At 44.9% G+C, this 23,281-nt stretch carries 22 protein-coding genes and 1 pseudogene; 12 read left to right on the top strand and 11 right to left on the bottom strand.

The features are described 5' to 3' along the window. Both NHN17_RS21360 and NHN17_RS21355 read left to right on the top strand, forming a co-directional pair. Window positions 1–829, top strand: a pseudogene (locus NHN17_RS21360) (hypothetical protein); the annotation flags it as partial. Window positions 830–1,140: 311 nt separating this feature from the next. After that, window positions 1,141–1,959, top strand: coding sequence for a siderophore-interacting protein (locus tag NHN17_RS21355; protein ID WP_255044661.1), 819 nt, complete (start codon window positions 1,141–1,143; stop codon window positions 1,957–1,959). A 125-nt stretch (window positions 1,960–2,084) separates the two neighbouring features. On the opposite strand, the gene NHN17_RS21350 is transcribed toward NHN17_RS21355, so the two are convergent. Genes NHN17_RS21350 through NHN17_RS21335 form a run of 4 tightly spaced genes read right to left on the bottom strand, consistent with a single transcriptional unit; the run spans window position 2,085 to window position 5,714 of the window. After that, entirely contained in the window at window positions 2,085–2,846 is a 762-nt protein-coding gene (locus tag NHN17_RS21350; RefSeq protein WP_255044660.1) for an iron ABC transporter ATP-binding protein, read from the bottom strand. A 6-nt stretch (window positions 2,847–2,852) separates the two neighbouring features. Continuing rightward, window positions 2,853–3,800 (bottom strand): iron chelate uptake ABC transporter family permease subunit, encoded by a 948-nt coding sequence (locus NHN17_RS21345; RefSeq protein ID WP_255044659.1) that lies wholly within the window; start codon window positions 3,798–3,800, stop codon window positions 2,853–2,855. Then, window positions 3,793–4,752 carry an ABC transporter permease gene (locus tag NHN17_RS21340; protein ID WP_255044658.1) on the bottom strand — a complete coding sequence of 320 codons (960 nt, stop codon included), beginning with the start codon at window positions 4,750–4,752 and terminating at the stop codon, window positions 3,793–3,795. Before NHN17_RS21340 ends, NHN17_RS21345 begins: the two co-directional genes overlap by 8 nt. Window positions 4,753–4,790: 38 nt before the next feature. After that, window positions 4,791–5,714, bottom strand: coding sequence for a siderophore ABC transporter substrate-binding protein (locus tag NHN17_RS21335; protein ID WP_255044657.1), 924 nt, complete (start codon window positions 5,712–5,714; stop codon window positions 4,791–4,793). 317 nt (window positions 5,715–6,031) lie between these two features. Between NHN17_RS21335 and NHN17_RS21330 the strand changes: the two genes are divergently transcribed. Further along, window positions 6,032–6,955 (top strand): LysR family transcriptional regulator, encoded by a 924-nt coding sequence (locus NHN17_RS21330; protein WP_255044656.1) that lies wholly within the window; start codon window positions 6,032–6,034, stop codon window positions 6,953–6,955. Window positions 6,956–7,099: 144 nt separating this feature from the next. Then, a complete protein-coding gene (locus NHN17_RS21325; protein WP_255044655.1) occupies window positions 7,100–9,094 on the top strand; it encodes a TonB-dependent receptor domain-containing protein in 1,995 nt (664 codons plus the stop codon). A gap of 77 nt (window positions 9,095–9,171) precedes the next feature. On the opposite strand, the gene NHN17_RS21320 is transcribed toward NHN17_RS21325, so the two are convergent. The 3 genes from NHN17_RS21320 to NHN17_RS21310 are packed head-to-tail and all read right to left on the bottom strand — an operon-like array spanning window position 9,172 to window position 13,076. Beyond that, window positions 9,172–10,017, bottom strand: coding sequence for a dimethyl sulfoxide reductase anchor subunit family protein (locus NHN17_RS21320; RefSeq protein WP_255044654.1), 846 nt, complete (start codon window positions 10,015–10,017; stop codon window positions 9,172–9,174). Between the two features lies 1 nt (window position 10,018). Next, on the bottom strand, window positions 10,019–10,636 hold the full coding sequence (locus tag NHN17_RS21315) for a DMSO/selenate family reductase complex B subunit (protein WP_255044653.1): 618 nt from the start codon (window positions 10,634–10,636) through the stop codon (window positions 10,019–10,021). Between the two features lie 10 nt (window positions 10,637–10,646). Then, window positions 10,647–13,076, bottom strand: coding sequence for a DmsA/YnfE/YnfF family dimethyl sulfoxide reductase (locus NHN17_RS21310; RefSeq protein WP_255044652.1), 2,430 nt, complete (start codon window positions 13,074–13,076; stop codon window positions 10,647–10,649). Between the two features lie 389 nt (window positions 13,077–13,465). Between NHN17_RS21310 and dmsD the strand changes: the two genes are divergently transcribed. From dmsD to modF, 3 genes are all read left to right on the top strand, one after another. Beyond that, on the top strand, window positions 13,466–14,050 hold the full coding sequence (gene dmsD / locus NHN17_RS21305) for a Tat proofreading chaperone DmsD (protein ID WP_255044662.1): 585 nt from the start codon (window positions 13,466–13,468) through the stop codon (window positions 14,048–14,050). Continuing rightward, on the top strand, window positions 14,050–14,601 hold the full coding sequence (gene napF / locus NHN17_RS21300; protein ID WP_255044651.1) for a ferredoxin-type protein NapF: 552 nt from the start codon (window positions 14,050–14,052) through the stop codon (window positions 14,599–14,601). The genes dmsD and napF overlap by 1 nt, the downstream gene beginning before the upstream one ends. 91 nt (window positions 14,602–14,692) lie before the next feature. Next, the gene (gene modF / locus NHN17_RS21295) at window positions 14,693–16,186 is read left to right on the top strand and encodes a molybdate ABC transporter ATP-binding protein ModF (protein WP_255044650.1); all 1,494 of its coding nucleotides are present in this window, start codon (window positions 14,693–14,695) and stop codon (window positions 16,184–16,186) included. On the opposite strand, the gene lhgD is transcribed toward modF, so the two are convergent. Further along, entirely contained in the window at window positions 16,183–17,400 is a 1,218-nt protein-coding gene (gene lhgD / locus NHN17_RS21290) for an L-2-hydroxyglutarate dehydrogenase (RefSeq protein WP_255044649.1), read from the bottom strand. The two genes, modF and lhgD, sit on opposite strands and share 4 nt — an antisense overlap. A 320-nt stretch (window positions 17,401–17,720) precedes the next feature. Between lhgD and NHN17_RS21285 the strand changes: the two genes are divergently transcribed. Further along, window positions 17,721–17,933 carry a hypothetical protein gene (locus NHN17_RS21285; protein WP_255044648.1) on the top strand — a complete coding sequence of 71 codons (213 nt, stop codon included), beginning with the start codon at window positions 17,721–17,723 and terminating at the stop codon, window positions 17,931–17,933. A 129-nt stretch (window positions 17,934–18,062) separates the two neighbouring features. Here NHN17_RS21285 and NHN17_RS21280 read toward each other — a convergent pair whose 3' ends face one another. Together NHN17_RS21280 and NHN17_RS21275 are read right to left on the bottom strand one after the other, a co-directional pair. Continuing rightward, on the bottom strand, window positions 18,063–18,488 hold the full coding sequence (locus NHN17_RS21280) for a DUF3010 family protein (protein ID WP_255044647.1): 426 nt from the start codon (window positions 18,486–18,488) through the stop codon (window positions 18,063–18,065). A 100-nt stretch (window positions 18,489–18,588) separates the two neighbouring features. Continuing rightward, window positions 18,589–19,095 carry a M48 metallopeptidase family protein gene (locus NHN17_RS21275; protein ID WP_255044645.1) on the bottom strand — a complete coding sequence of 169 codons (507 nt, stop codon included), beginning with the start codon at window positions 19,093–19,095 and terminating at the stop codon, window positions 18,589–18,591. 132 nt (window positions 19,096–19,227) lie between these two features. Between NHN17_RS21275 and NHN17_RS21270 the strand changes: the two genes are divergently transcribed. From NHN17_RS21270 to NHN17_RS21255, 4 genes are all read left to right on the top strand, one after another. Further along, a complete protein-coding gene (locus NHN17_RS21270) occupies window positions 19,228–19,680 on the top strand; it encodes a methyltransferase family protein (RefSeq protein ID WP_255044644.1) in 453 nt (150 codons plus the stop codon). Window positions 19,681–19,982: 302 nt separating this feature from the next. Continuing rightward, window positions 19,983–20,363 carry a SpoIIAA family protein gene (locus NHN17_RS21265; protein WP_255044643.1) on the top strand — a complete coding sequence of 127 codons (381 nt, stop codon included), beginning with the start codon at window positions 19,983–19,985 and terminating at the stop codon, window positions 20,361–20,363. Between the two features lie 104 nt (window positions 20,364–20,467). Continuing rightward, a complete protein-coding gene (locus NHN17_RS21260; RefSeq protein WP_255044642.1) occupies window positions 20,468–21,142 on the top strand; it encodes an outer membrane beta-barrel protein in 675 nt (224 codons plus the stop codon). An 87-nt stretch (window positions 21,143–21,229) separates the two neighbouring features. Further along, the gene (locus tag NHN17_RS21255; RefSeq protein WP_255044641.1) at window positions 21,230–22,126 is read left to right on the top strand and encodes a 6-pyruvoyl trahydropterin synthase family protein; all 897 of its coding nucleotides are present in this window, start codon (window positions 21,230–21,232) and stop codon (window positions 22,124–22,126) included. 126 nt (window positions 22,127–22,252) lie between these two features. Here the strand turns inward: NHN17_RS21255 and NHN17_RS21250 are convergent, their stop codons facing one another. Next, entirely contained in the window at window positions 22,253–22,861 is a 609-nt protein-coding gene (locus tag NHN17_RS21250; RefSeq protein ID WP_255044640.1) for a phospholipase D-like domain-containing protein, read from the bottom strand. Window positions 22,862–23,281 lie beyond the last annotated feature (420 nt).

Raw genomic sequence — 23,281 nt, 5'->3', positions numbered from 1 at the left:
GGTCTGCTCCCTTCACTGTGTCGAGGGATCAGATCATCGCGCTACCAAAAGGTTCCCAGGATTTGTTCAACAACGCCCACGTAAAGCCTCAGATGAGGATGAAGAGATGACATGGGATGAAGTGACCGAGTATGGTGGCATTTATCCTTGCCTTGCTAATAAGGATTGTTCAGAGGCGAGCCTGACGAAATTTTCAGTGGTCGAGTTTGACGACAGCGATGATGATGAAGAGCCTGGTTCAGAACTAAGGAAGGACATTTTATCCGCGAGTTATGATCGAACAACTGGCGTTTACACCGAAGTTAAAAACCGTACGAACTTAAACGGGTACTATGTTGGTCGTCAGTCTGAAAGTATCAGCTTTACTTATTTAGTTGATGGCCCTGAATCTGAGCGATATGTCGACTTTACTGGAACTTGGAGGGCCGTAGCAACACGTCTTGGTTGTGATTCGGTTGCAGAGTCAACGTATGAATTCAACAGCGATGGTGTTGTGGTTAAAGGTATGGAATTTTCTAGCGACTGTGAGCTGGAAGAGCTAGATGAAACTGTCTCTTATGCTGATCTTGCCGCTATGGATTACTGGTGGTTTACTACGAATGGTGAAGGCCATGAGAGTAAGGCGACTCTTGCACAGTTGAACAGCACTATTCGTTGGTGCGATAGTGATGATTTAGAATCGTCAGACGTTTGTGACGACAAAGATATTAAGATAAACCGTTGGGAATACATTCCGGCGGGTAAAGATTGGGACCTAGGGGTGTTAAACCGCCGTACACTGGGTGCATCGGGTGATATCAAGTCTACAATTTCAATGTATAAAAACTAAGTCAAACTTAAAACTCGAGTTTATTGAAGAGTAGTATTTTTGTTTATAATGCATATTTCATACTAGACATTAAACTCTTAAAAAAAGCCAGCGAGGTATACCCGTTGGCTTTCTCCTCGCATTATACCCACTAAAATCTTCCCTTTCCCATAATTCTGTCACCAATGGTAAGCGATTTACTGTCATCAATACCTAATTAAATGCCATAGAGGCGAATTATAAGTTGAAGTAATATAAAATTATAAGTGATAATCAATATTATTATCACTTTTTTCGTGGAGTATTACATGGCCCAGGCGATGAGTCCAAAGATGAGCCCAAAACAACTTTCTGTCATGGGTAACGAGCTGATCACCCCAAACATGATCCGTTTAACGCTTGGCGGTGAAGGGAGCCAACACTTTTCTCAAGAGAGTGTCGGGCAATATGTGAAGTTCCTTTTCACTGCTGATGGCAGTACAGATATCAGTGCGCTGCCTGAGGGGCAAAGACCGATGATGCGCACCTTTACAGTTTCAGGCTATCAAGCCGGAACTAGGGATGAAGCAGGCACAATCACGATTGATGTTGCCAAACATGAACTGGCTGGAGTTGATGGTGATATGACACCTGAGATTGGTGGTTACGCATCCCGCTGGGCGCTCAAAGCGCAAGCCGGTGACACTATCTCGTTGGTAGGCCCTCGCCCAATTCAAGCAATGCCTGTTGATGCAGAACGTTTTTTGTTGGTAGCAGATATGACGGCTCAAACAGCGTTACAGGGCAAGTTAGCATTATTACCTGAAACTGCTGAGGGTTTTGTTGTTCTTGATGTGACGGCCGAAGCGGACGTACAAGCATTAAACCTTCCGACTGGGATGACGTTAGTTGTTAACATCAGTGGTGGAGGTTTGTTATCTGATTCCGTCAAAGCGTTAGACTTAGATTGCAGCGACCTTGCTGTATGGTGTGCCTGCGAATTTAGCGAGATGCGTGCTGTTCGCAGTTACATTACTTCTGAGAAAGGTGTTGACCGCAAAATGTGTTATTTCAGCAGCTATTGGAAAAAAGGTGTGACAGAAGACGGTCACAAAGTGCTGAAGCGTGAAGACAGCATGGCGTTGGAAGCACAAACTCTTAAAGAAAAATAACGTAATCACAATACAAGTTGTGAATAAAAAACCCTGATATATAAACTATCAGGGCTTTTTGTTGCTTTTATATTATTGGATGAATAATAGTTTTATGTATTTTATATCTTGTTAAATATTGTTCATCAGCTGCCGTAATACATACAGATCCGGCTGCCATCGACCTCTTGGATCTTGAATGGAATGTTGTAGATATCTTCCATGATTGACTGCTGGATAACGTCATCAACTTTACCGCTTTTGATCACTTCACCTTTTCGCATTGCGACAATATTGTCGGAATAGCACGATGCGAAGTTGATATCGTGGATCACGATAACGACGGCTTTATTCATCTTATGGGCAAGCTGGCGGATAGTCTGCATAATCTCAACAGAGTGCTTGATATCCAAGTTATTCAGCGGTTCATCAAGGAAGATATAGTCAGTATCTTGCGCCACTACCATCGCGATGAAGGCCATTTGGCGTTGACCACCACTCAGTTGATCCAAGAATTTATCTTGAATATCAGTGATATCAAGGTGCTCAAGCGCTTCGTCAATAACGCGGTTATCTTCATCGGTTAAGCGGCCCTTGCTGTGCGGGAAGCGACCAAAGGCAACTAGTTCACGAATAGTAAAGCGCATATTGATGTTGTTCGACTGACGCAACACGGCTAAACGTTTAGACAGCTCTTGGGTATCCCACTGTGATAGCGGTTTTCCGGCGATCAATACTTCACCTGCATCACTTTCGGTCAGTCGGCTAGCCATCGAAAGTAGGGTACTTTTACCCGCGCCATTCGGGCCGATAATTGAGGTTACTTCTCCTAATGGGAACAGCGCGCTCGCCTCGCTAACCACCAAGGTGTTGTTATATTTTTTTGAGAGTCCAGTTAATTTAATCATGATAAATCAAAACTTGTTACGCATTAGAAGATAAAGGAAGTAACTACCGCCAACAAAGTTGATGATGACGCTGATCGTGGTATCGAAAGCAAAGACTTTTTCAATCATCCATTGACCACCAACCAGCAGTACAACAGACATTGTGCTGGCTGCCAGCATTAGGAAGCTATGGTGGTAGCTACGAAATAGTTGGCGAGTCAGGCTAACGACGATTAAGCCGAAGAACAGTACAGGCCCCACTAAGGCTGTTGATATTGCCACCATTACGGTGATCACCATCATTACCTGCATCGTGACCTTGTGAGTATCTACGCCTAAGCTTTTGGCATTGTCTGTACCCAGCCAGAACACATCCAGTTTATGGGCAAGGGAATACAAGATAGCGATACAGATCCCCAGCGGAATAGTCGACCAGTACACCAGATCGGCATTGACGTTATTAAAGCTGGCAAACATGGTGTTCTGCAAGTTGGCAAACTCGTTAGGGTCGAGGATCATGGTAAAGAAGTTGGAAATACTGCTAAACAGACTGCCACAGACGATACCAATGAGTAGCAGAGTGAAGACATTGCTATTGGCCCGACGGAAATACAGGCTGAACAGTACCATGGAGAAAACGCTCATTGTTAGAGTCGTGATCAGAAAGTTAACTTTCGCATCAGCAAACCACACGCTCATACTACCGAACATCACGATGATGATGACCTGAATCATTACGTAGAGCGAATCGAAGCCAAGGATAGAAGGCGTTAAAATTCGGTTGTTGGTAATGGTCTGAAATACCAGTGACGACGTTGAAATCGCAATAGCGGCCAGAACAATGGCCATGACTTTAGGGAGTCTTAACGATAGGAAAAACTGGTAATTCTGGGCATTAAGACCCTGACCAATAAAGTAGACAGTAATGAGTAACCCCAATACCGCGAGTAGGGAGACTTTAACACTGTCACGCATTGGATTTATCCTTCAGTACAAGAGCAATAAATACCGCACCACCGAAGATACTGATGATCATCGAAATTGGCATTTCATAAGGGAAGATAATCAAGCGACCTAGGATATCGCACGTTAATACCATCACTACGCCCCAGTAGGCTGTCCAAGGCAGGTTACGGCGCATGTTATCGCCCATGAAAATAGCGACTAAGTTTGGAATGATTAACCCCAGAAACGGAATGACACCAACGATCATAACGACGGTCGATGCAAGGATTGCTACTATCAACACGCCAATGAAAACGATCTTTTGGAAATCTAAACCAATATTTTTAGCAAAGCTTTCACCAACACTGGCAGCACTAAACTGGCTGGCGTAGTAGTAGGCGATCAAACAAGCCGGTAGGGCAAGGTAGAGGAATTCGTAGTTGCCTTGAAGAACAGAGGCAAAGTTGGCAACCGTCCAGGCCGACATGGTTTGAACAAGATCATATCGGTAGGCGATAAACGTCGTCATTGCTGAGATGACATTGCCGTACATAATACCGATCAGAGGTACCAAGACAGCATTTTTAAACTGTAGTCGTTGTAAAAACTGAACGAATAAGAGGGTACCAACTAACGAGAAGGTAAGGATAACCCCTAGACTAACCCAGCGGTTGGCACCGGCAAAAAAGACAATACCGAGAACGTATCCCAACATTGCACAATCAATCGTACCCGTAGTCGAAGGGGCAGCGAAGCGGTTTTGGCAGACTTGCTGCATGATCAAACCTGCGACACTTAGTCCCGCACCGGCTAGACAAATGGCAAGTAGGCGAGGCAGACGGCTGCCAAGAAGAATGGATAGGGTATGTTCATCGCCGGCTAGCAAGCTATCAAAACTAATATTGGCAACACCAATAAAGAGTGAAAACGCTGCTAGAGGGAAAAGGGCGATAACCGCCCAGAGTAATTTTTTATTATGCATGAGTATTTATGCCCGGCTATTGCCGGGCTGATAGGTTGTTATTGAGTAGATGTTACTGCTTTTCGAGCATCATCAATCATGATTTCTGTTGCATTAACCCCTGCGATTGTCAGGTACCATGCGCTTGAGTTTAGGTAGACAATGCGGTTGTTCTTATAAGCAGGGGTGCTCTTGATCAGCGGGTTATCAAATAGCTGCTGCGCTTTACCAGAGCTTTGGCCAATAGCGTTTTCACGGTCAAGGACGAATAGTACATCAGGCGCTGCATCAGCGATGAATTCAAATGAGATTAGATTCCCATGAGGGTTTTGGGTATCAGAAGTGCGGGCTGGCGCAAAGCCAAACTCGTCAAACAGCACAGAGAAACGGCTGGCTTCACCAAACATTGAAACGTTATTACCGTTGTTCATAACGGCTAGTGTTTTCAGGCCTTGCTCTTGTACTTGCTCGCGTACTTCAGCGAATTGCGCTTCTGTTTCAGCAATCAGTTGCTCAGCTTCTGCTTCTTTGTTAAAAACTTTGCCCAGCATACGCCAGTTTTTCTTGGTGTCTTCCCAGTAGTTACCGTTCTCGACGACGTGCATAACAGTTGGAGCGATTTGAGATAGCGTTGGGTACGCGTCTGCTGCACGACCTTCCGCGATGATCACATCAGGGTTCAGGGTGAAAATCTGCTCGAAATTCGCTTCTTTCATGCTGCCGATTGAGGTGGCTTTTTCACTGTAATCAGCAAGGTATTCTGGCAGCATTCTAGTTACCGCACCAACAGGCTCAATACCAAGTCGGTTTAGAGTATCAAGACTGCCGTGGCCACCAACAACAACAACACGTTGCGGTGTGTTTTCAATGGTCGTCGTGCCTAATGTGTGTTGAACAGTAACGGATTCTGCCAATGCTGGTAAATTGATTGCCATTGCACCCATAAGAAGTGCCGATTTTAGCGCAGTAGTAAAGCGAGTCATAACGAACCTTGTAAATCTTAGAGCTGATTAAAAGCTGATAAATGCAATCTAATCACAAATGAGAATTGTTTTTATTGATATTACTCATGAAAGAGGCATAAAGGATAGCAATATTAATGTTTACTTACACTCTATCGCTCGGGATGTTATTTGTAGCACATTTCAGATGCTTCACTGTATGTTGTCAATGAATAGTGGTTATTCATATTTTGAATGTGTATTCTTCTTGTATTCGCAAAGTGCATTTGGGTGGCTATCTCAGCCATCTAAGCTTAAAAAAACAGCAATTAATTAAAAACAAGAACAGCAAATAAACTATGAATTTATGCCAAATAGATATCAGTCATCTTATCGTTCTGAAACATCTTCTAGAGCGAAAGCACGTTTCGAATACTGCGCAGGCGTTGAATATCAGTCAGCCATCTGTAAGTCGCTCGCTGCAAAAGTGTCGAGCGCTGTTTAAAGATGAGCTTCTAGTCCGAGTTAGTCATGGCTATGAGTTGACGCCAAAAGCGGAGTCGGTAAAGGCCGAGCTCAGTGCTATGCTGGCTTCTTTGGAGAGGTTGGTGCACAATCAAGAGTTTGATCCAAAAACATGCCAAAAGTCATTGAAAGTCTTCGGTTTGGTTCCACAGGTGAATTGGTTACTACCGAAAGTTTTCCAATACCTCAGAGAGCATGCGCCGTTATTGACACTCGAGCTAGATACCGTTCCTAAGCGACACTTTGACGCCTTAATCGCCGGTGATGTCCACTTTGTTCTCTCAACTCAACAGCCTCCTTCATCAGAGCAAAATATCTATCGTAGCTTTATTGCGTCGCGAGATTTCAGGTTATTGATGAGTGCTGATCATCCCTTAGCAGAGCAGGAGCTGACTCCGGAAAAGTTGGCTGAATGCCAGTTTGGTCAGATTTCATTACATGGAGACAGAAACTTATCCATTGAGCAACGCTTTAGAGATCTTGGTTTGAGCGATAGGAGTAAGCCTGTTTCTACGCCATTGATGCTGACTAACTTCAACGTCGCTCCTGCCATGGCTGAGCATTCAGATGTCATCTTTCACTTACCAACCCCCTTTGCCGAAGAAGCCTGCATCAGCCGTAATTTAGTGGCGCGTCCTGTACCTGAAGGACTGAGGTCTCCCTATCAAGATGTTTATTTGTATTGGCATAAGCGATATCACAATGATGACTTGTGCATGTGGGTTCGCGAGGTAATCAAGCAGTTGTATATAAGTTGAAAGGTGAATGCGTTCCTGAATGGATATTCTTAATATGAATAGTCACAATTCATATTAAGAATGGAACTTGTATTGCTATTTAACCAAATAAGATATCTAATGCGAATTATTATCATTCTGTTTTATAGTTCTATAAGGACATTTATGTTTACCAGCTCCCACTTCATTCGCAAGCCATTGGCATTGGCTGTTGCTTCTGTGTTTTTATCTGCTCCTGTGTATGCAGAGTTCGATCTTCAAGAAGAGAAAACAGATGAGCAAATGGTTGTTACTGCAACTCGCACGGAGACAACGTTAGCGAAGGCGCCAGCGTCAATATCGGTGGTTACGGAAGAAGATATTCTTTCAGAGCCAAGCTTGGCATTGAATGATTTGGTGCAAAACATTGCTGGTGTTGAAAGCCAAATGGACGGTGGCCGAGCTGGGCGTGAAATGATCTCGATTCGCGGTCTTAATCCTAAATTTACTATGATTTTGGTGGATGGCCGTAAGCTTAGCTCTTCAAATGCTATCTTCCGCGGTAACGACTTTGATTTGTCTGCGATTCCAAAAGAAAGCATTGAGCGTGTAGAAGTCATTCGTGGCCCGATGTCAGCACTGTATGGTTCTGAGGCATTGGGTGGGGTGATCAACGTTATTACAAAGCAACCGACCAATGAGTGGAATTCACAGATCAGTGGTGATTACAGCTACCGTGATGATGACAACGGTGGTCAATACTCTGCTGGGTTTAACACTTCTGGTGCGCTGATTGACGATGAATTGTATATGTCGTTTGCTGTTAGCCAAACACAGCGTGATGCTTATAGCGCTTTCTCTGGTCAGGCAGAAGGTTCAAACGGTGAATATGATCGCTCGCAAGCGACAACACTTGAAGAGCGCGAAACCCTTGCGGTAAGCGGTAATCTTCTTTGGTATATCAATGATATGCATGATATCGCGTTTGATTTTTCTTATACCGACGATGAACGTGACGGTATGATTGAGTCAACAGTCGGCCTTACTGACTCTGACTCACGTGTAAAACGTGATATGCAAGCGCTAACCTACAACGGTATGTTCGATTGGGGTGAAGCGCAACTTCGCTATAACCGTGATGCGGTATCGAGTGTTGATGCAGCATCAGTTGATACCGGTGTGTCTGATATCGATGAAACAAACCAGCAAGCTTATGGCCATGGTACAACTTATTTTGGCAGCCACACGCTGACCTTTGGTGGTGAGTGGAGCTATTCAGAGCTTGATAACCCTGAGAGCCTAACAGAAACCGGTAAGGCCGATGTTCATGAGCAGGCACTGTTTGTACAAGATCAGTGGGAAATTAATGACGCTTATACACTGACATACGGTACTCGCCTCGATTTTCATGAATCATACGGTAGCCACTGGAGCCCGCGTGCTTACTTGGTTAACACAGTAACGGATAAGCTAACGTTGAAAGGTGGTGTGGGTTCGGCATTTAATGCACCAACTCTACTGCAAACATCAGAAGAAAACGTCATTAACAGCTGTAAAGGTGATTGCCAGGTTGTTGGTAACCCAGATCTTGATCCAGAAACCAGCGTTAGCTACGAAGTGTCTGCTATCTACAACGAGGCGCTTTGGAGTATTGAAGCCGGCTTATTCCGTAATGATATCAAAAACTTGATTGATCAAGACCGTGACAATGCTGTAGGTACATCTCCAGATGGCAAAGATATCTTTACTTACAAGAACATTAACAAAGCCATGACTCAAGGTCTTGAATTGACCGCTCACTATAACGTGACTGAGTCAATCCAGCTTAACGGTGCCTATACGTATCTGGATACTGAAGATAAATCAACGGGTAAAGCACTTGAAGACCGCCCAGACCATCAAGCGAATGTACGTGCTACTTGGTACGCGACTGATTACGTTGATACCTTCCTACGCGTTAACTACACAGGTGAAGCCCTGATTGATTCTGGTAGTGATTTATACCGTCCAAGCTTCACAACTGCTGACCTAGGTATGAACTACCTGATCAACAGCGATTGGCGTCTACGTGCCGGTGTGCGCAATATTACTGATGAGCAGTTTGATGATTTTGAAGTGACCCGTCGTAGCTACTCCATTGAACCACGTAGCTGGTACTTGGGTATGACAGCTAATTTTTAATCATTGATTAGAGCTAAAAACAAACGGGAGCCTTTTAAAGGCTCCCGTTTTGTTTAGTTGAAACTTGTTATTGAGTGTTAAATACCCACTGTCATGTGCAGGCCGTAGAAGATACCGCGGCCAACCAATTCTGATAGCAGCACCAAACTAAAGCTAACCACCATTACGGGTACACCCGGACGGCTGCTCATAAGGTTTGGAATGAACCAGACAGCTAGGGCGCCAAGTAGTAAGCCTACACGGATGATCTGAAGCTGCGCCATGTTAGGGATTAGCTCTGTCGCGGTGGTCACCGAGGTTTGGATATCAGCAAGACCAATCAGTTGGCTAATTAGGGCAACGAGGCTAATCACAATGGCAACTGCACCCACGTATGGCAATACGCGATCAAGCTTAACCATTTTGTGCTGAGCGCCGGTTAGTAGCAGGTGACCGAAGATCAGGCCAGATACTACCATGGTGCTTAGGAAAGCGATTGGTGTGTACACCGTGTTCCACGTAGGCACTGTGTCTAGCAGGTACAGTTTGGTCATTGAGAACATAAAGCTTAGACCCACCATCATGCCAGCAACAAGTAAAGCCTTGCGGATCTTCTCATTGCCTTTATCCAGCATTTCTAGCAGCCAGTAACCACCACCCAGAGCGAAGAATGCGCTACCGGTGAAGATTTCATTGGATAGCCAGGAGCTACCCACATTGTTGAGTGCGTTGAATGCACGCAATGGGCTACCTAGGTGCATGGTTGAAGCCATAAAGCCCATCCCCATGATCACCCAGATGAAGAACATAGCTTTATGTACACGGTCATTCACACCTATACATAACTTGCCGCTCAGGATCACGCCACCCAGTAGGATGAAAGCACCCACAGCTGTTTGTGCCAATACAGTAAATAGGATCAGGGGCCATTCATGCCAAGCCATCTTATACCTCCTTAGGGTTTGCTAGGAAACCGGTACGATCGCCAGTAGGGCGGGCATGACGGTTTGCTTTGATGACGAGGTTTGGTTTTGTTTTTAACGACGACGGTAGCGGTGCGACATCAGCATTAGTGCCGTACTTTGCACGCAACTCATCGATAGGACCAAACTCAAGAGCACGAAGCGGGCAAGAGCCAACACAGATAGGATCTAGACCTTGGCCTACACGCTCGTAACAGCCATCACATTTGGTCATGTGACCTTTCTCTGCGTTGTACTGTGGTGCACCGTAAGGACAAGCCATTGAACAGTACTGACAGCCGATACAAGTATCAGTATCAACCACAACAAGGCCATCTTCTTTACGCTTGTGCATAGCACCCGATGGACACACCTTGGCACAAGCTGGCTCGTCACAATGGTTACAGGCAATAGATAGGTAGTAAGAGAAAACGTCCTGACGGAAAGTTTCACCTTCTTTTACCCAGTTACCACCGGTGTATTCGTAGACGCGGCGGTAGTTAACGCCGATGTCTGAGTCCTTGTTATCTTTGCACGAAAGCTGACATGTTTTACAGCCGGTGCATTTGCTTGAATCGATATAAAAACCGTATTGTTTCATGGTTTAAACCTTATGCTTTTTTCAGCAGTTGCACGTCGACTAGATTGGTGTGTTGCGGATTACCTTTCGCCAGCGGGCTTGGGCGCTGGGTGGTCAATACGTTAATGCTACCGCCTTGATCAACACCGTTCTTATTGGGTGCGTACCAAGCACCTTCACCTAGTGCAACAACACCCGGCATCATGCGAGGGGTTACTTTCGCCGTTAGGTGAATTTCACCGTGCTCATTGAAGATGCGGATGGCATCATCGTTTTTGATCCCGCGTTGTTCTGCATCCATCGGGCTCATCCACATTTGTTGTGGAGCCGCTTCCATCAGTTGCTCTACGTTGCCATAGGTTGAGTGAGTACGAGATTTGTAGTGGAAACCTGTAAGTTGAAGAGGGTAATCCTTACGTTTCGGATCGTCCCAACCGTTAAAGGTTGAAGCGTATACCGGCAGCGGGTGGATCACGTCACCTTCAGGCAGTTCCCATTCAGCAGCAATATCTGCAAGGCGTTCAGAGTAGATTTCAATTTTACCCGATGGTGTCGCGAGTGGGTTGCTTTCTGGATCTTTGCGGAAATCAGCGTGGGCAACGAAGTGCTCAGCCTTACGCTTGTAAATACCTTGTTCACGCATCGCATCAAAGCCCGGCAGAGTAGGGTCAAGCTCACGAGTTTGTGCATACAGGTGGCGTAGCCAACCTTCTTGATCACGACCTTCGGTGAACTCTTTTTCAATACCTAGGCGTTTAGCAATGCCAGTACAGATGTCATAGATGCTGCGGGCTTCGAAAACAGGTTCAATAGCTTGGCTGGCAAAGATGAAGTACGGCATGTTTGCCGCTGCGCCGTCCATACAGAAGTCAGATTGCTCTGAAGTTGTAAGATCAGGTAGAACGATATCAGCGTACTTGGCAGATGAGGTCATGTGGTTATCAACAACGACGATCATTTCACATGCTTTGTCATCTTGTAGGATGTCATGCGTACGGTTGATGTCTGAGTGTTGGTTGATTAGGCAGTTACCCGCATAGTTCCAGATGAACTTGATTGGCACATCCAACTTGTCTTTACCACGGACACCATCTGCTTTTGCTGTCATCTCTGGACCGCGTGTAATCGCATCTGTCCATAGGAACATCGAGATAGCTGTTTTAACTGGGTTCTCAGGGATAGGGAAACGAACGAAAGGAATCGCTTGGTTACCTTCACGAGAACCGGTACCACCACCATTGATACCGACGTTGCCGGTCAGGATTGCTAGCATAGCAATTGAACGAGCCGCTAGTTCACCGTTGGCATGGCGTTGAGGGCCCCAACCTTGGAAGATTGCACAAGGCTTAGTTGAGCCGATTTCACGCGCAAGTTTGATGATAATGTCAGCAGGAATACCAGTAATGTCTGCCGCCCAAGCTGGTGACTTCTCAGTCTGGTCTTCACCACGGCCAAGAATGTATGACTTATAGTCAGAGTTCGCAGGCGCAGAAGCAGGTAGCGTCTTCTCGTCGTAACCAACACAATATTTATCAAGGAAAGGCTGATCGACCAAGTTCTCGGTGATCATCACGTGCGCCATACCGGCCACAAACGCGGCATCGGTACCCGGGCGGATTGGAATCCACTGATCTTCACGGCCACCGGCTGTATCGGTGTAGCGAGGATCAATCACGATCATTTTGGCGTTGGAACGCTCTTTGCCTTCCATCAAGTGGTGGATCTGGCCACCGCCTGACATACGGGTTTCAGCAGGGTTGTTACCAAACTGAACAATCAGTTTGGTGTTCTCAAGATCAGAGAATGAGTTATTGGCACCATTACCGTAAGTGTAAGGCATACCCGCAGCAATCTGCGCTGTAGAGTAGTCACCGTAGTGGTTTAGGTAACCGCCGCTTAGGTTCATTAAACGAGCAATCAAGGTTGCGCCTGGTGGCCACGATTTAGTGACTGTGCCACCCAGGGTACCTGTACCGTAGTTCAGGTATACCGCTTCGCTACCGTAATCTTTACGGATACGGTTCAGGTTGTTGGTGATTTCATCAAAAGCTTCATCCCAGCTGATACGCTTGAATTTACCTTCACCACGTTTACCAACACGCTTCATTGGGTACTTCAAGCGGTCAGGGTTGTATACACGGCGGCGCATTGAGCGACCACGCAAACAAGCACGTACCTGGTGATTACCGTACTGGTCATCACCGGTGTTATCAGTCTCAATCCATTTAATTTCACCGTCTGAAACGTGCATACGTAGCGGACAACGGCTACCGCAGTTTACGGTACAGGCACTCCAAACGACCTTTTCATCGGTTGTTGTTGCGGCTTCGACTTTACTCGATTTAAATGGCAGTGAAATACTGCCGGCAACTGCAGCTAATCCACCTAGCGCCGAACTTGACTTAACAAAGTCTCGACGGGTGAATTTAGGTGCCAATAGCTTTTTGAATTGTGATTTCATGACACGACATTCTCGGTATTGACTAATAGTCCTACCCTAAGTGGGTAGGCTTCTGACACGTATTTTTCCGTCAGTGAGAACGTTTAACTTTGCCGTCGATCAAGAAATCATGGGGAATATTTTTAAATATCAATACATTTGTAACAATGTGAGTGGAGGGGTTAATGTGTGTAACAGGTTGTTTCTTTGTCTGGGTTGATGAGAGTGCTTCTCATTCATTATCAATGATTTAAAGTAGGAAATATTGTTCTGAAGCATGTTTTTCGTATTTGTTATCGGCTATCGTTTTGATCGAAAATACTGGTGGTTAACATAATTGAGCTGTTATTCCACTGGTATCATGAAATCTTATTGCAAGATATTACATATTTTTGGAGGCAAATGTGACCATGGAGCACATTTCAACAATCGCTCGTATTCTGGGTAGCTTTTTTTATTATCCACTTACTCATGAGACGAACCAGCAAGTCTGTCAAATGATTGCTGATGATAGTGATGAACAAGAAGGTTCACTGTTTGCAGAGTTGCTCCAAGCCGTTGAGGCCGACGGAGCAGAAGATCTTGCGATGGACTTCCAGCAACTTTTTGAAGGCTGTGAAGTGATGCCTGCGCCTCCGTGGGGATCAGTGTACCTTGATCGTGAGCAAGTCATTTTTGGTGAAACCACCGTTGATTACCGTCATTTTCTGGCTGAGAAGGCAATGAGCCTTGATACGGGTATGCGTGAGCCTGAAGATCAGTTTGGCTTGATGCTAATGGCGATGTCGAAGTTGGCTGAAACGAATGATAATGAGTCTATTAAGGTGTTGTTATCAGTTCATTTGCTTCCGTGGGCCCCTCGCTATCTAGAATTAATGCAGAAAAATGCCAAGACGCAGTCTTACCAATTGTTAGGTGCGATGGCACAGCAGTGGTTGGCATTTATCACCGAGGAACTTGCGGTGTCAGCAGTGGAGAAAAAGGTTTACTTCTAATGGCTGAACGTGACGAACGATATTACAAAGCATGTATGGAGCATTACACGGTAAGCCGCCGTGGTCTGCTTCGAGGTTTGTTCTCTGGTGCAAACCGCGTAAAGAAAGAGGCGCAAACACCGGTAATCGTTCGCACGGTTCCCCGGCCTCCGGGGGCGATCGAAGAAGCATTATTTCTGCAAGTTTGTCAGTCATGTGACGAATGTGAGAAGGCTTGCCCCCAGCAAGTGATTGAGCGACCGGAAGGCTACCCTCAATTAAATCTTGAATACAATGACTGCAGTCAGTGTGGGGAGTGCCAAAAAGCTTGCCCGACTCAAGCTCTTTCATCCGCAATCAAAGATATTGGTGTGCGGCCGGAGTTCTCTGCTCGTTGTGCTAACCGCTTATCAGGTTACTGTGAACTTTGCGCCGAGCAGTGCCCCCATCAGGCTATAGATATTAGACAAAACCAAGTGCCAGTAGTGAGGGTTGATTCTTGTGATGGATGCGGTCAGTGTCGAACATCGTGCTATGGTGGTGCAATTACCATGGCTTTTCCAAAAAACTAACCTTCTTTCGCTAAACCTAATTTGATTGACTTCCCTTAGTGCATGTAAGGTATCTATTCATCCGCAATGGGTCTTACAGGGAAGGAAGCCGATGTCTATCAAGCTACACCAAGTCACACTTCAAACTGAACAACCGGACTCCAATACACCGGTCAACTGCTTATCGATTCCCCAGTTAGAAATACATCCTGACCAGCATTGGGCTTTCTTTTGCGCCAAAGGCGATGCTGGCTCGGTATTCGCTCAACTGTTGGTTAATGGAAAGGGGCTTGGCGAACAAGCAGATATTACCGGTGAAATCTCGGGTTTGCCGGAAAAGATAAGTTCGGTGTCCTTAGCCCAACAGCAGGTGTTGCTTGAGGAAGAACTTGCCAATGACGACACCGATTTTCTTGATAGGCTGGATAAAGGAACAAGTGTTGAGGAATTGATCGTTGCAAATTGTGACGATACGGAACAGGCAGAAAACCTGCTCACGCTATTGGATCTTCAAGGGCTTAGATATAGCGGATTTCGTCACCTATCTACCGGAGAAACCCGTCGAGTCATGTTCGCCAGGGCATTAGCGGAGCAACCTCAGTTGTTGATCTTAGAAGATCCTCTAGCTGGCTTGGATATTGCTCATCAAAAACAGCTCATTAGCCTCATTGAGCAACTGCATCAAGACTTGCAGGTTATATTAATCACTTCCCGTGAGCAGGCTTTGCCCGACAGTATTACCCATGTTGGTGTTTTCGACGAAGAGAAGCTCACCGGTATTTATCCACGAAGCGAATGGGAGTCTTTACCTTTACTGGCACACTTGCGGGCACAATCAAGTGAGCGCAGTGAAGCCATGCTGGCATTGATTCAGCAATACCAGCATCAAACCCAAATGGCTAATCCGTTAATTGCTATTCGCAATGGCAAGGTTGAATATACAGATAAATTGATTTTTGATGAGGTCAATTGGCAAATTAACAACCATGAGCATTGGCAGATCAGAGGGGCAAATGGTTGCGGTAAAAGTACGCTGCTGGGCCTGATATTTGGTGACCACCCCCAGTGCTACAGCAATGATATCGAGATCTTTGGGATCAAGCGGGGGAGTGGTGAAACGATTTGGGATATCAAGCAGCACATTGGTATGGTGTCTTCTGCTTTCCACCTTCAATACAGAGTTTCCTGCTCGGCGCTAGATACTATACTCTCTGGTTTTTATGACTCCATTGGTTTGTATCAGCAGCCGAGTATCGAGGAGATAAAGCAGGCCAGAGACTGGTTAGCTCTGTTACATATGTCGCACTTGGCCTCGACGTCATTTAAGCAACTTGAATACGGACAGCAGCGGCTATTGTTGGTGGCCCGAGCACTAATTAAACGGCCAAAGTTGCTGATCTTGGATGAGCCTTATCAAGGGTTAGATTTTCTCAATCGCCAATTGGTCAAGAATGCCTTGGAGATGATTGCAAAGAACCAATTAAGCCAGTTGCTTTATGTTTCCCACCACCCAGAAGATGCTCTGGACTGTATCCGCAATTTTGTGGATTTTGTTGGATCTGCAGAAACGGGGTATAAAACCATCATTACCCATAACAAACCCTAGGCATACGTGTTAGCGAGAACTTTATCACAGATGTAACTGCCTATAGGTATCGCTGAGGTTGCCGCGGGGGAAGGAGCATTACAAACATGAAGGCTGCGTGGGCTTTCGGCAAACAGAAAGTCATGGACTAGCGAACCGTCACTTAATACCGCCTGAGCGCGAATTCCTGCTGGGTAAGGGGTTAGATCTGAGGTTGTGAGTTGTGGGCAGTATTTATTGACCAGTTTGAGGTAGCCGGGTTTCCACCATGAGTTTTTAGTTTCGACTAATCCTGCCTTGAGGTGATTAGCGCTAACTTTCCAAAAACCTTTGAACGTTAGCATTTCGATTGTGTCTTTGGCACTGAAGTTGACCCGGCTGTATCCCTCTCGCTTCCAACCCTGCACGGCATTTGGACCAACGGTCACTGTGCCATCTATCATTCGGGTGAGGTGTACACCCAGGAAGGGTAAATCCGGATCAGGGATTGGGTAGATCAGATGGCTTACTATGTGGTTGTGCTGCGGCGATAGGCGGTAATATTCCCCTCGGTAGGGAATAATTTGAAACTCGGTATCGATGTTCATCATCTGTGTTAAGCGATCAGCCATCAACCCCCCACAGCAAATCAAGAACCGCCCTTGCAGCTGAAAAGGTTGGCCGTCGTTCTGGCAGTCAATAAAGAGAGTATCTGTCTGCTCTTGAATGGCAGTAACGGTTGAACGCTTGGCAATCACACCACCGAGTTGAACAAATAATTCTGCCATTTTATTGGTGACTTTTTTATAATCCACGATGCCTGTAGCATTGACCAATATGGCCCCAAGCCCTGTAATATTAGGCTCTTGTTGCTGTAACTGCTCTTGGTTTAGCAGCTTAACTTCAATGCCATTTTTTAAGCATCGTTTATAAAGTGCCTGCATTCTGTTTAATTCGGCATCGTCAGTAGCAACTAAGAGTTTGCCACATTGCTCAAAAGGGATTTGATGCTCAGTACAAAAAGCTTTGGTAGCTTTTTCTCCTGCTTTACAGAGTGTTGCCTTCAGGCTTCCTGGCGCATAGTAGACACCAGCATGAATTACGCCACTATTATGGCCTGTTTGATGTGCAGCAAGCGTGTCTTCTTTCTCTACGACGATAACTGATGCATCGGGGTGGCGTTGTATGAGTTGCCAAGCCGTTGATATACCGACAATACCACCACCGACAATGATGTAATCGTATACCTTATCCATTTGAGTTCCTTTTCGATGTGACAGCGGCAGAAAGAACTGCCATCCTATTGATGAGTATAGGTAAACCAAACTGCGAAAGCTGAGAGCTTGCCCACAGCGTATAGGACAAAAGAGGATACAGTTAACACTATGTATGTTGGTGATTAATTGTTCTATTTTGTATCTGAAAGGCATTTATCACAGTGAACTTAATCGGTTGGATATAAAGTATTTATTCAAGGTAGAGGCAAAGCTGGCAGGAGGAACCATACTTGTAACGTATCCCACGTGACTGATGTTTGTCAGAAGTTGCTTGGGTATAGCAATAGGAGCGTTCAGTGATGTTAAAGAAAGTCAGTGAGGTCGATTTTTATAAGTTATTCACCGTGATTGGTGGTTATTTTATTTTCTTTTTCAGTGCTTTTCATTTATTGATATGGATGAAGAGTAGCAACCTCTTGATCTATGCATTTGTTGTTCTTTCTGTTGTTGTCAGTACATTGCTGATATTGACTTTGTATAAGCTAAGGAAGAAGCGTCATTATCGTAGTTAACAAAGTTAACAAAGTTAACAAAGTTAGCAGTGATCAGCGTACAGAAATCAAAGTGATGTTCTTTAAGCAGGCCCGAATACAAAAAAAGCCAGCTTAGCTGGCTTTTTGCATGCGATTAAGCATACAGGCTTAGTACTTGCCCATGTAGGCATAACCTGTCATAAATGCCGCTTCTTGGAACTGGCGAAGGCCAGTTGCGCGGAATTCGATAGCAAGTGGATTGCGCTTTAGCTTTTGTTTGATTTCTTGGCTCGTCATGAAATCAACTTCAATGCCTTCAATTAATTGAATAGCGGCTTCAAGTTTGAAGCCAACCGCGCTACCTGCGAACTTACCACGTGTTTCACGCGTACGGATCACAACACGATCGATTTGGTAGTCATCCAGTAGCTTTTTGAAAGTCTGCTGGAATTTACGCATCTGCTCATTGTCCATTGAGTCTTGCATGATGAACTTTTGAGAGCGACACTCAGGAAGATCAAACAGACCGTCATTTTGGGAAAGAAGGCAAATTATGGCTTCGTTGCTACGAAGCTCAACAGCACAAATTTTCATGTAAACACCTAATAATGTAGTTAGCTGGGTATTTTAGGCAAAAGTGCAATAATTGCCAGAAATTAAATGATCCAGATAGCTAGTTTTATACCCAAATGACTTAGTTGTATAGCGGACCGTCGATTTCAAGCTGGGTTAACAACAAACGGGCATCCAGCTCTAGCTGGTGGTAGTCAGGCTCCATATGGTTGCATAACTGGTAAAATGCCTTGTTGTGATCTTTTTCTTTAACATGTGCTAATTCATGAACCACGATCATTCGCAGTAGAGGTTGTGGTGCCTGTTTAAAGATAGTCGATATCCGTATCTCATTTTTTGACTTGAGCTTGCTACCATGTACGCGCGACACAAAGCTGTGCATACCCAATGCATGGTTGACCATATGGATCTTGCTGTCGTAAGCCACTTTGCTGATTGGCGCTGATTTTTTCAGGTATTGATTTTTCAACTCGATGACATACTCATAGAGTGATCTTTCTGATTGGATAGCATGTTGCTCTGGGTATTTGCTTAGCAGGTATCGCTTGAGGTTACCTTGCTCAACAAGTTGACTGACTTGGTTAATGAGTTGATCGGGGTAGCCTTGTAGGTATTTTAATTCTTTCATATGAAGAGTCAGACGCAGGGTGAAAGCGCGATTTTAAACATTTTGTGAACGGTGGGCAATGCTACGTCCGCTCTATCACTGCAATCAGTTCTAAACTTGAAATAAAGTGCTGATAAGGAAAAGGAGATAAAGATGGAGTTACGTTTGCCACCCCCGCTAATACTAATTATTACCTTATGTTGTATGTACGGTCTTGCTCAATACTGGCCACTTTATACTTTTGCTTTTGTCGCTCAGCCTTACTTAGTACTGCTTTTTTGTCTTATTGGTACCATCCTTGGTCTTAGCGCTGTTTGGTCTTTTTCGAAGGCCAGAACAACCATTGATCCTCGATTTCCCAATAAAACATCTAAGCTTGTTACGGCCGGGATCTATCGTCATTCACGCAATCCGATGTACTTAGGATTGTTTTGTTTCTTATGTGCAGCATTCGTTTATCTATCCGCGCTAAGCCCATTAGCCATGATAGGGCTGTTTGTGTTCTATATGAACAACTTTCAGATTGCCCCTGAGGAAGCGGTGCTGCAAGCGATGTTTGGTGAGCAGTTCGATCAATACTGTCGAAAAGTTAGACGCTGGTGTTAAACTGGAGGTAATTGCTTCTAAATACTTCTCTTTTGCTTGCAAAAAAAGCTGACAAAGCGCTACCACTGGAAAAAACGAGATCAAAAGTAACGGTGCTTTGCACTCGTTATGCATACCGGAATCATGGCGGCCGCGATGTTAATTATTTGGCTGGAAACAAAAAGACCATTGCTGGGGCTATGGTAAATAATAGCGATATCAATATTTTGAATATATGTAGAAATACCATGATGACGTCAATCTGCTACAAATGTCACTTGGGTATAAACTATTGAGGTAGCCGGATTCTAAGAGGAACAAGCATGAGTTATGTCCATGGTATCCATCTTGAGGTCGATAGGTTAGATGATCAGGTTTTTATGGAGTTGAAGGCTGTTGGCACCTTGACCCATTCAGACTACGAAAAAATTACGCCATTGATTGAAAAAGCGCTAGAAGGGATAGACGACCCGATTGTTAATGTTTACATGGACGGAACCGATTTTGAAGGCTGGGATCTTCACGCTGCTTGGGATGATCTCAAATTAGGGCTGAGATTTGGCCGTAAATTCAACAAAATTGCTATTTATGGTAATCAACATTGGCAAGAAGTCATGAGTAAGGTGGGAAGTTGGTTTGTCAGTGGTGAAGTTCGGTATTTCGAAGACTCTCTAGAGGCGATTAGTTGGCTGCGGGAAGAATAAGCTGGCTAGTATTGAAACTGTGTATACATTAAGATATTGATAGTTTTGGGGATAGGTCAGCAGACCCTAATAAAATGAGAAATTTCGCTACAGGTATGGTGAAAATGAAAAGGAAAGTAATTGCGTCTGGGGTTCTGTTGTCATTGTTTTCTATGAATGCATGGTGTGATGAAGATGTAACAGCACAGATGGAGCTTGAACCGGCGGTTCAAGCTCCAGGTTTTCAGTACTTTGTTGGACTGCGTGGTGGGGTTAACTTAATTGGCAGTGATAACACGGCTTCTGTGACCACAGGTGATATCGACTCTGATGATGACGATTTTGGCGCTTTTGGTGCGCTGGATTTAGGGGTGTACACGCCAAACAAGCAAGGGCGTATTTACTACAGCTTTGAATACCATACAACGACCACTCAGTTTGACGATGAGGATGCTTATGATATTAACGTTGGGCTCCACCTTTTAAATGCGGATCATATTTTCCGCTCACAAGCATCAGTTAAGCCTTTTGTTGGTCTCCATATAGGTTATGCGTTTGCTGAAACAGACTCTGATTTTTCGGGCAGTTATGACGACAGCGGTGTTGTTTTTGGCATCCAAGCCGGTTTGGGCTGGGAGGTCATCGACGACTTGGGACTTGAAGTAGGCTTACGTCATACCGTGTTGCCGTCAGAACGTCGTTCTTGGCAAGCTGAAAACAGTGCTGGCGATTCAGTGACGGTTGAAACTCAGCTTAAAGGGGTGACATCTGCGTATCTTGGCGCCACCTATCGCTTTTAGTGGGTGCGAGGTTTGCTTGAGCGGTTTACTCAGGAACATAGCTGCGTATAATGCCATGCCGCAACCAGAATCAGTAAGGACTTCAGTTTGAAGCTATTTGTTAGAGATCTTACCGTCATCGATTCCTCTTACCTTTGCCAACATCGAGGTATGGTAGGAGAGAGTTGGATCCTCGATGTGGTAATGTCGGGCGAGTTGAATGAAATGAGCATGGTGCTAGATTTCAGCCGGGTAAAAAAACAAATTAAACAGATTGTTGATGAATACGTCGATCATCGATTGATTGTCCCGAGCCAAAGCGATGCAATTCGTACAGCAGTAACTAAACCAGGCTATGCTACCGTTGATTTGTTGCGTGGAGACAAAAGCCTTCATCTACACTGCCCTGAGCAGGCTTATTGCTTGATCGAAGACAGTGAAGTCACTATCGAATCTGTCACTCGTCATATTTACAAAGTACTAGAAGGTCAGTTACCTGAGAATGTTCAAGGGTTGGAGATAACACTTCGCCATGAGCCGATCGCAGGACCTTTCTATCATTACAGTCATGGCTTGAAAAAGCATGATGGAAATTGCCAACGTATTGCACATGGCCACCGCTCTCCGATTGAGTTGTTGATCAACGGGCAGCGAAATATAGAGCTTGAGCAGCAGTGGGCGCAGCGTTGGCAAGAAATTTATCTTGGCAGTGCAGAGGATGAATGTACGTTGGCTGATCTTAATTTGAGCCCGTTTGCCGCAGAGGTGAATGAACAAAGTCATCATGCATTCCGTTATACGGCGCCTCAGGGTGAGTTTGAGTTAGCGATTGCTAAAAGTGATGTTGAGATGATCGAAACCGATACAACGGTAGAACTGCTTGCGCTTTATATCGCAGAGCAGGTCAGTGAATCTGTTGAGATCGGTTCAACGGTTGATGTTATTGCTTATGAAGGTGTTGGTAAAGGCGCCATTGCATCAGCGGCAGGTCGGCTGAACGCGTAGTTGATAACGCTTACGTTATACCAACCTACATAATAAATATTTGATCAACGACTTATCCAGATTGATTAGTAAAAGCCCCATGAACTTAAGTGATGGGGCTTTTTCCTTTTTAAAGAATAAAGAAGATCAAAGCTGATCTTCAATCGGTAATAATCCGGCAAACCATGCTGAAAATCGCAGCCAAATACTGGCATCTGGTTCTGAACGAGTAATAGTGCCGCGTAAGTCGTTATGCCATTCTATTTTGCCATCTTCATTTAAAGCTAATCGGTATGTATTTTTGCGCAGATTACGGTCAATTTCTTGGTAGACAATTTTGCCGAACTCTTCAGATTCAATCAAAACGCCCATTTCTGTATTCAGGTAGGCAGAACGGGGATCAAAATTAAACGATCCGACGAAGAGGTTTTTACGATCGATAATGAATGTTTTTGCATGCAAGCTGGTACGTGAGCTACCCAGCCAAGAACGCTTTTTTTTCAGGCTAGGATCAACTTTCACCTCATAGATTTTTACACCACCGGCAAGAAGTGGCTTTCGATATTTGGCGTACCAACCATGGACGGCGAAAACATCATTCGACGCCAGTGTATTCGTAATAATCGTGATATCAATGCCCTCTTCAACCGCTTGAGTTAATGCATCGGCCCCTTGCTCTGTTGGCACAAAATAAGGGGAGATCAATAATAATTCATCATCGGCTTGGTTGATAACAGCACTTAGTTGGTGAAGCATAAGGTCAGTATCTTCTGGGGAGTAGACTTTTGAGGGCAAGTCATAATGGACTTCAGCCTTACCCCAGTAAAAATCCAAGCTTTCATTTTTTATATGTTGAGCCAGAGGCAGATCTGAAAGAGTCTTAATGTATCTCGAGTGCTTGAAGTTACGTTTTAGGTCATCCTCCCAGCTTTTGATCCTTGCCTTCGTGGGTTTTGTTGCATCGTGAACAAAAGACTCAATGGGTGTAGATGCATGCGCCGGAGCAAACCGGACACCTATTCCGGCATTATCCGGACAGTCATTCCCCCCGTTTTAATCCGGACACCCATTCCGATTTAACCCGGACGATTTTGGCCTTACTCCGGAATCACTGTCCGGTTTAGCGGAAACCCTGTCCGGATACTCCGGAACTCCAATCTTTTCTCTTTTAAATCA

It is taken from the genome of Photobacterium pectinilyticum (genome assembly GCF_024357955.1).
GTDB lineage: Bacteria > Pseudomonadota > Gammaproteobacteria > Enterobacterales > Vibrionaceae > Photobacterium > Photobacterium pectinilyticum.
Note: the sequence above shows the minus strand (reverse complement) of the source record. Positions and strands in the feature narration are given on the sequence as shown.

Excerpts from the sequence above, each read along its gene's own strand:
- NHN17_RS21355 (WP_255044661.1), top strand. The coding sequence starts at position 1,141 with ATGAGCCCAAAACAACTTTCTGTCATGGGTAACGAGCTGATCACCCCA.
- NHN17_RS21350 (WP_255044660.1), bottom strand. The coding sequence starts at position 2,846 with ATGATTAAATTAACTGGACTCTCAAAAAAATATAACAACACCTTGGTG.
- NHN17_RS21345 (WP_255044659.1), bottom strand. The coding sequence starts at position 3,800 with ATGCGTGACAGTGTTAAAGTCTCCCTACTCGCGGTATTGGGGTTACTC.
- NHN17_RS21340 (WP_255044658.1), bottom strand. The coding sequence starts at position 4,752 with ATGCATAATAAAAAATTACTCTGGGCGGTTATCGCCCTTTTCCCTCTA.
- NHN17_RS21335 (WP_255044657.1), bottom strand. The coding sequence starts at position 5,714 with ATGACTCGCTTTACTACTGCGCTAAAATCGGCACTTCTTATGGGTGCA.
- NHN17_RS21330 (WP_255044656.1), top strand. The coding sequence starts at position 6,032 with ATGAATTTATGCCAAATAGATATCAGTCATCTTATCGTTCTGAAACAT.
- NHN17_RS21325 (WP_255044655.1), top strand. The coding sequence starts at position 7,100 with ATGTTTACCAGCTCCCACTTCATTCGCAAGCCATTGGCATTGGCTGTT.
- NHN17_RS21320 (WP_255044654.1), bottom strand. The coding sequence starts at position 10,017 with ATGGCTTGGCATGAATGGCCCCTGATCCTATTTACTGTATTGGCACAA.
- NHN17_RS21315 (WP_255044653.1), bottom strand. The coding sequence starts at position 10,636 with ATGAAACAATACGGTTTTTATATCGATTCAAGCAAATGCACCGGCTGT.
- NHN17_RS21310 (WP_255044652.1), bottom strand. The coding sequence starts at position 13,076 with ATGAAATCACAATTCAAAAAGCTATTGGCACCTAAATTCACCCGTCGA.
- dmsD (WP_255044662.1), top strand. The coding sequence starts at position 13,466 with ATGGAGCACATTTCAACAATCGCTCGTATTCTGGGTAGCTTTTTTTAT.
- napF (WP_255044651.1), top strand. The coding sequence starts at position 14,050 with ATGGCTGAACGTGACGAACGATATTACAAAGCATGTATGGAGCATTAC.
- modF (WP_255044650.1), top strand. The coding sequence starts at position 14,693 with ATGTCTATCAAGCTACACCAAGTCACACTTCAAACTGAACAACCGGAC.
- lhgD (WP_255044649.1), bottom strand. The coding sequence starts at position 17,400 with ATGGATAAGGTATACGATTACATCATTGTCGGTGGTGGTATTGTCGGT.
- NHN17_RS21285 (WP_255044648.1), top strand. The coding sequence starts at position 17,721 with ATGTTAAAGAAAGTCAGTGAGGTCGATTTTTATAAGTTATTCACCGTG.
- NHN17_RS21280 (WP_255044647.1), bottom strand. The coding sequence starts at position 18,488 with ATGAAAATTTGTGCTGTTGAGCTTCGTAGCAACGAAGCCATAATTTGC.
- NHN17_RS21275 (WP_255044645.1), bottom strand. The coding sequence starts at position 19,095 with ATGAAAGAATTAAAATACCTACAAGGCTACCCCGATCAACTCATTAAC.
- NHN17_RS21270 (WP_255044644.1), top strand. The coding sequence starts at position 19,228 with ATGGAGTTACGTTTGCCACCCCCGCTAATACTAATTATTACCTTATGT.
- NHN17_RS21265 (WP_255044643.1), top strand. The coding sequence starts at position 19,983 with ATGAGTTATGTCCATGGTATCCATCTTGAGGTCGATAGGTTAGATGAT.
- NHN17_RS21260 (WP_255044642.1), top strand. The coding sequence starts at position 20,468 with ATGAAAAGGAAAGTAATTGCGTCTGGGGTTCTGTTGTCATTGTTTTCT.
- NHN17_RS21250 (WP_255044640.1), bottom strand. The coding sequence starts at position 22,861 with ATGCTTCACCAACTAAGTGCTGTTATCAACCAAGCCGATGATGAATTA.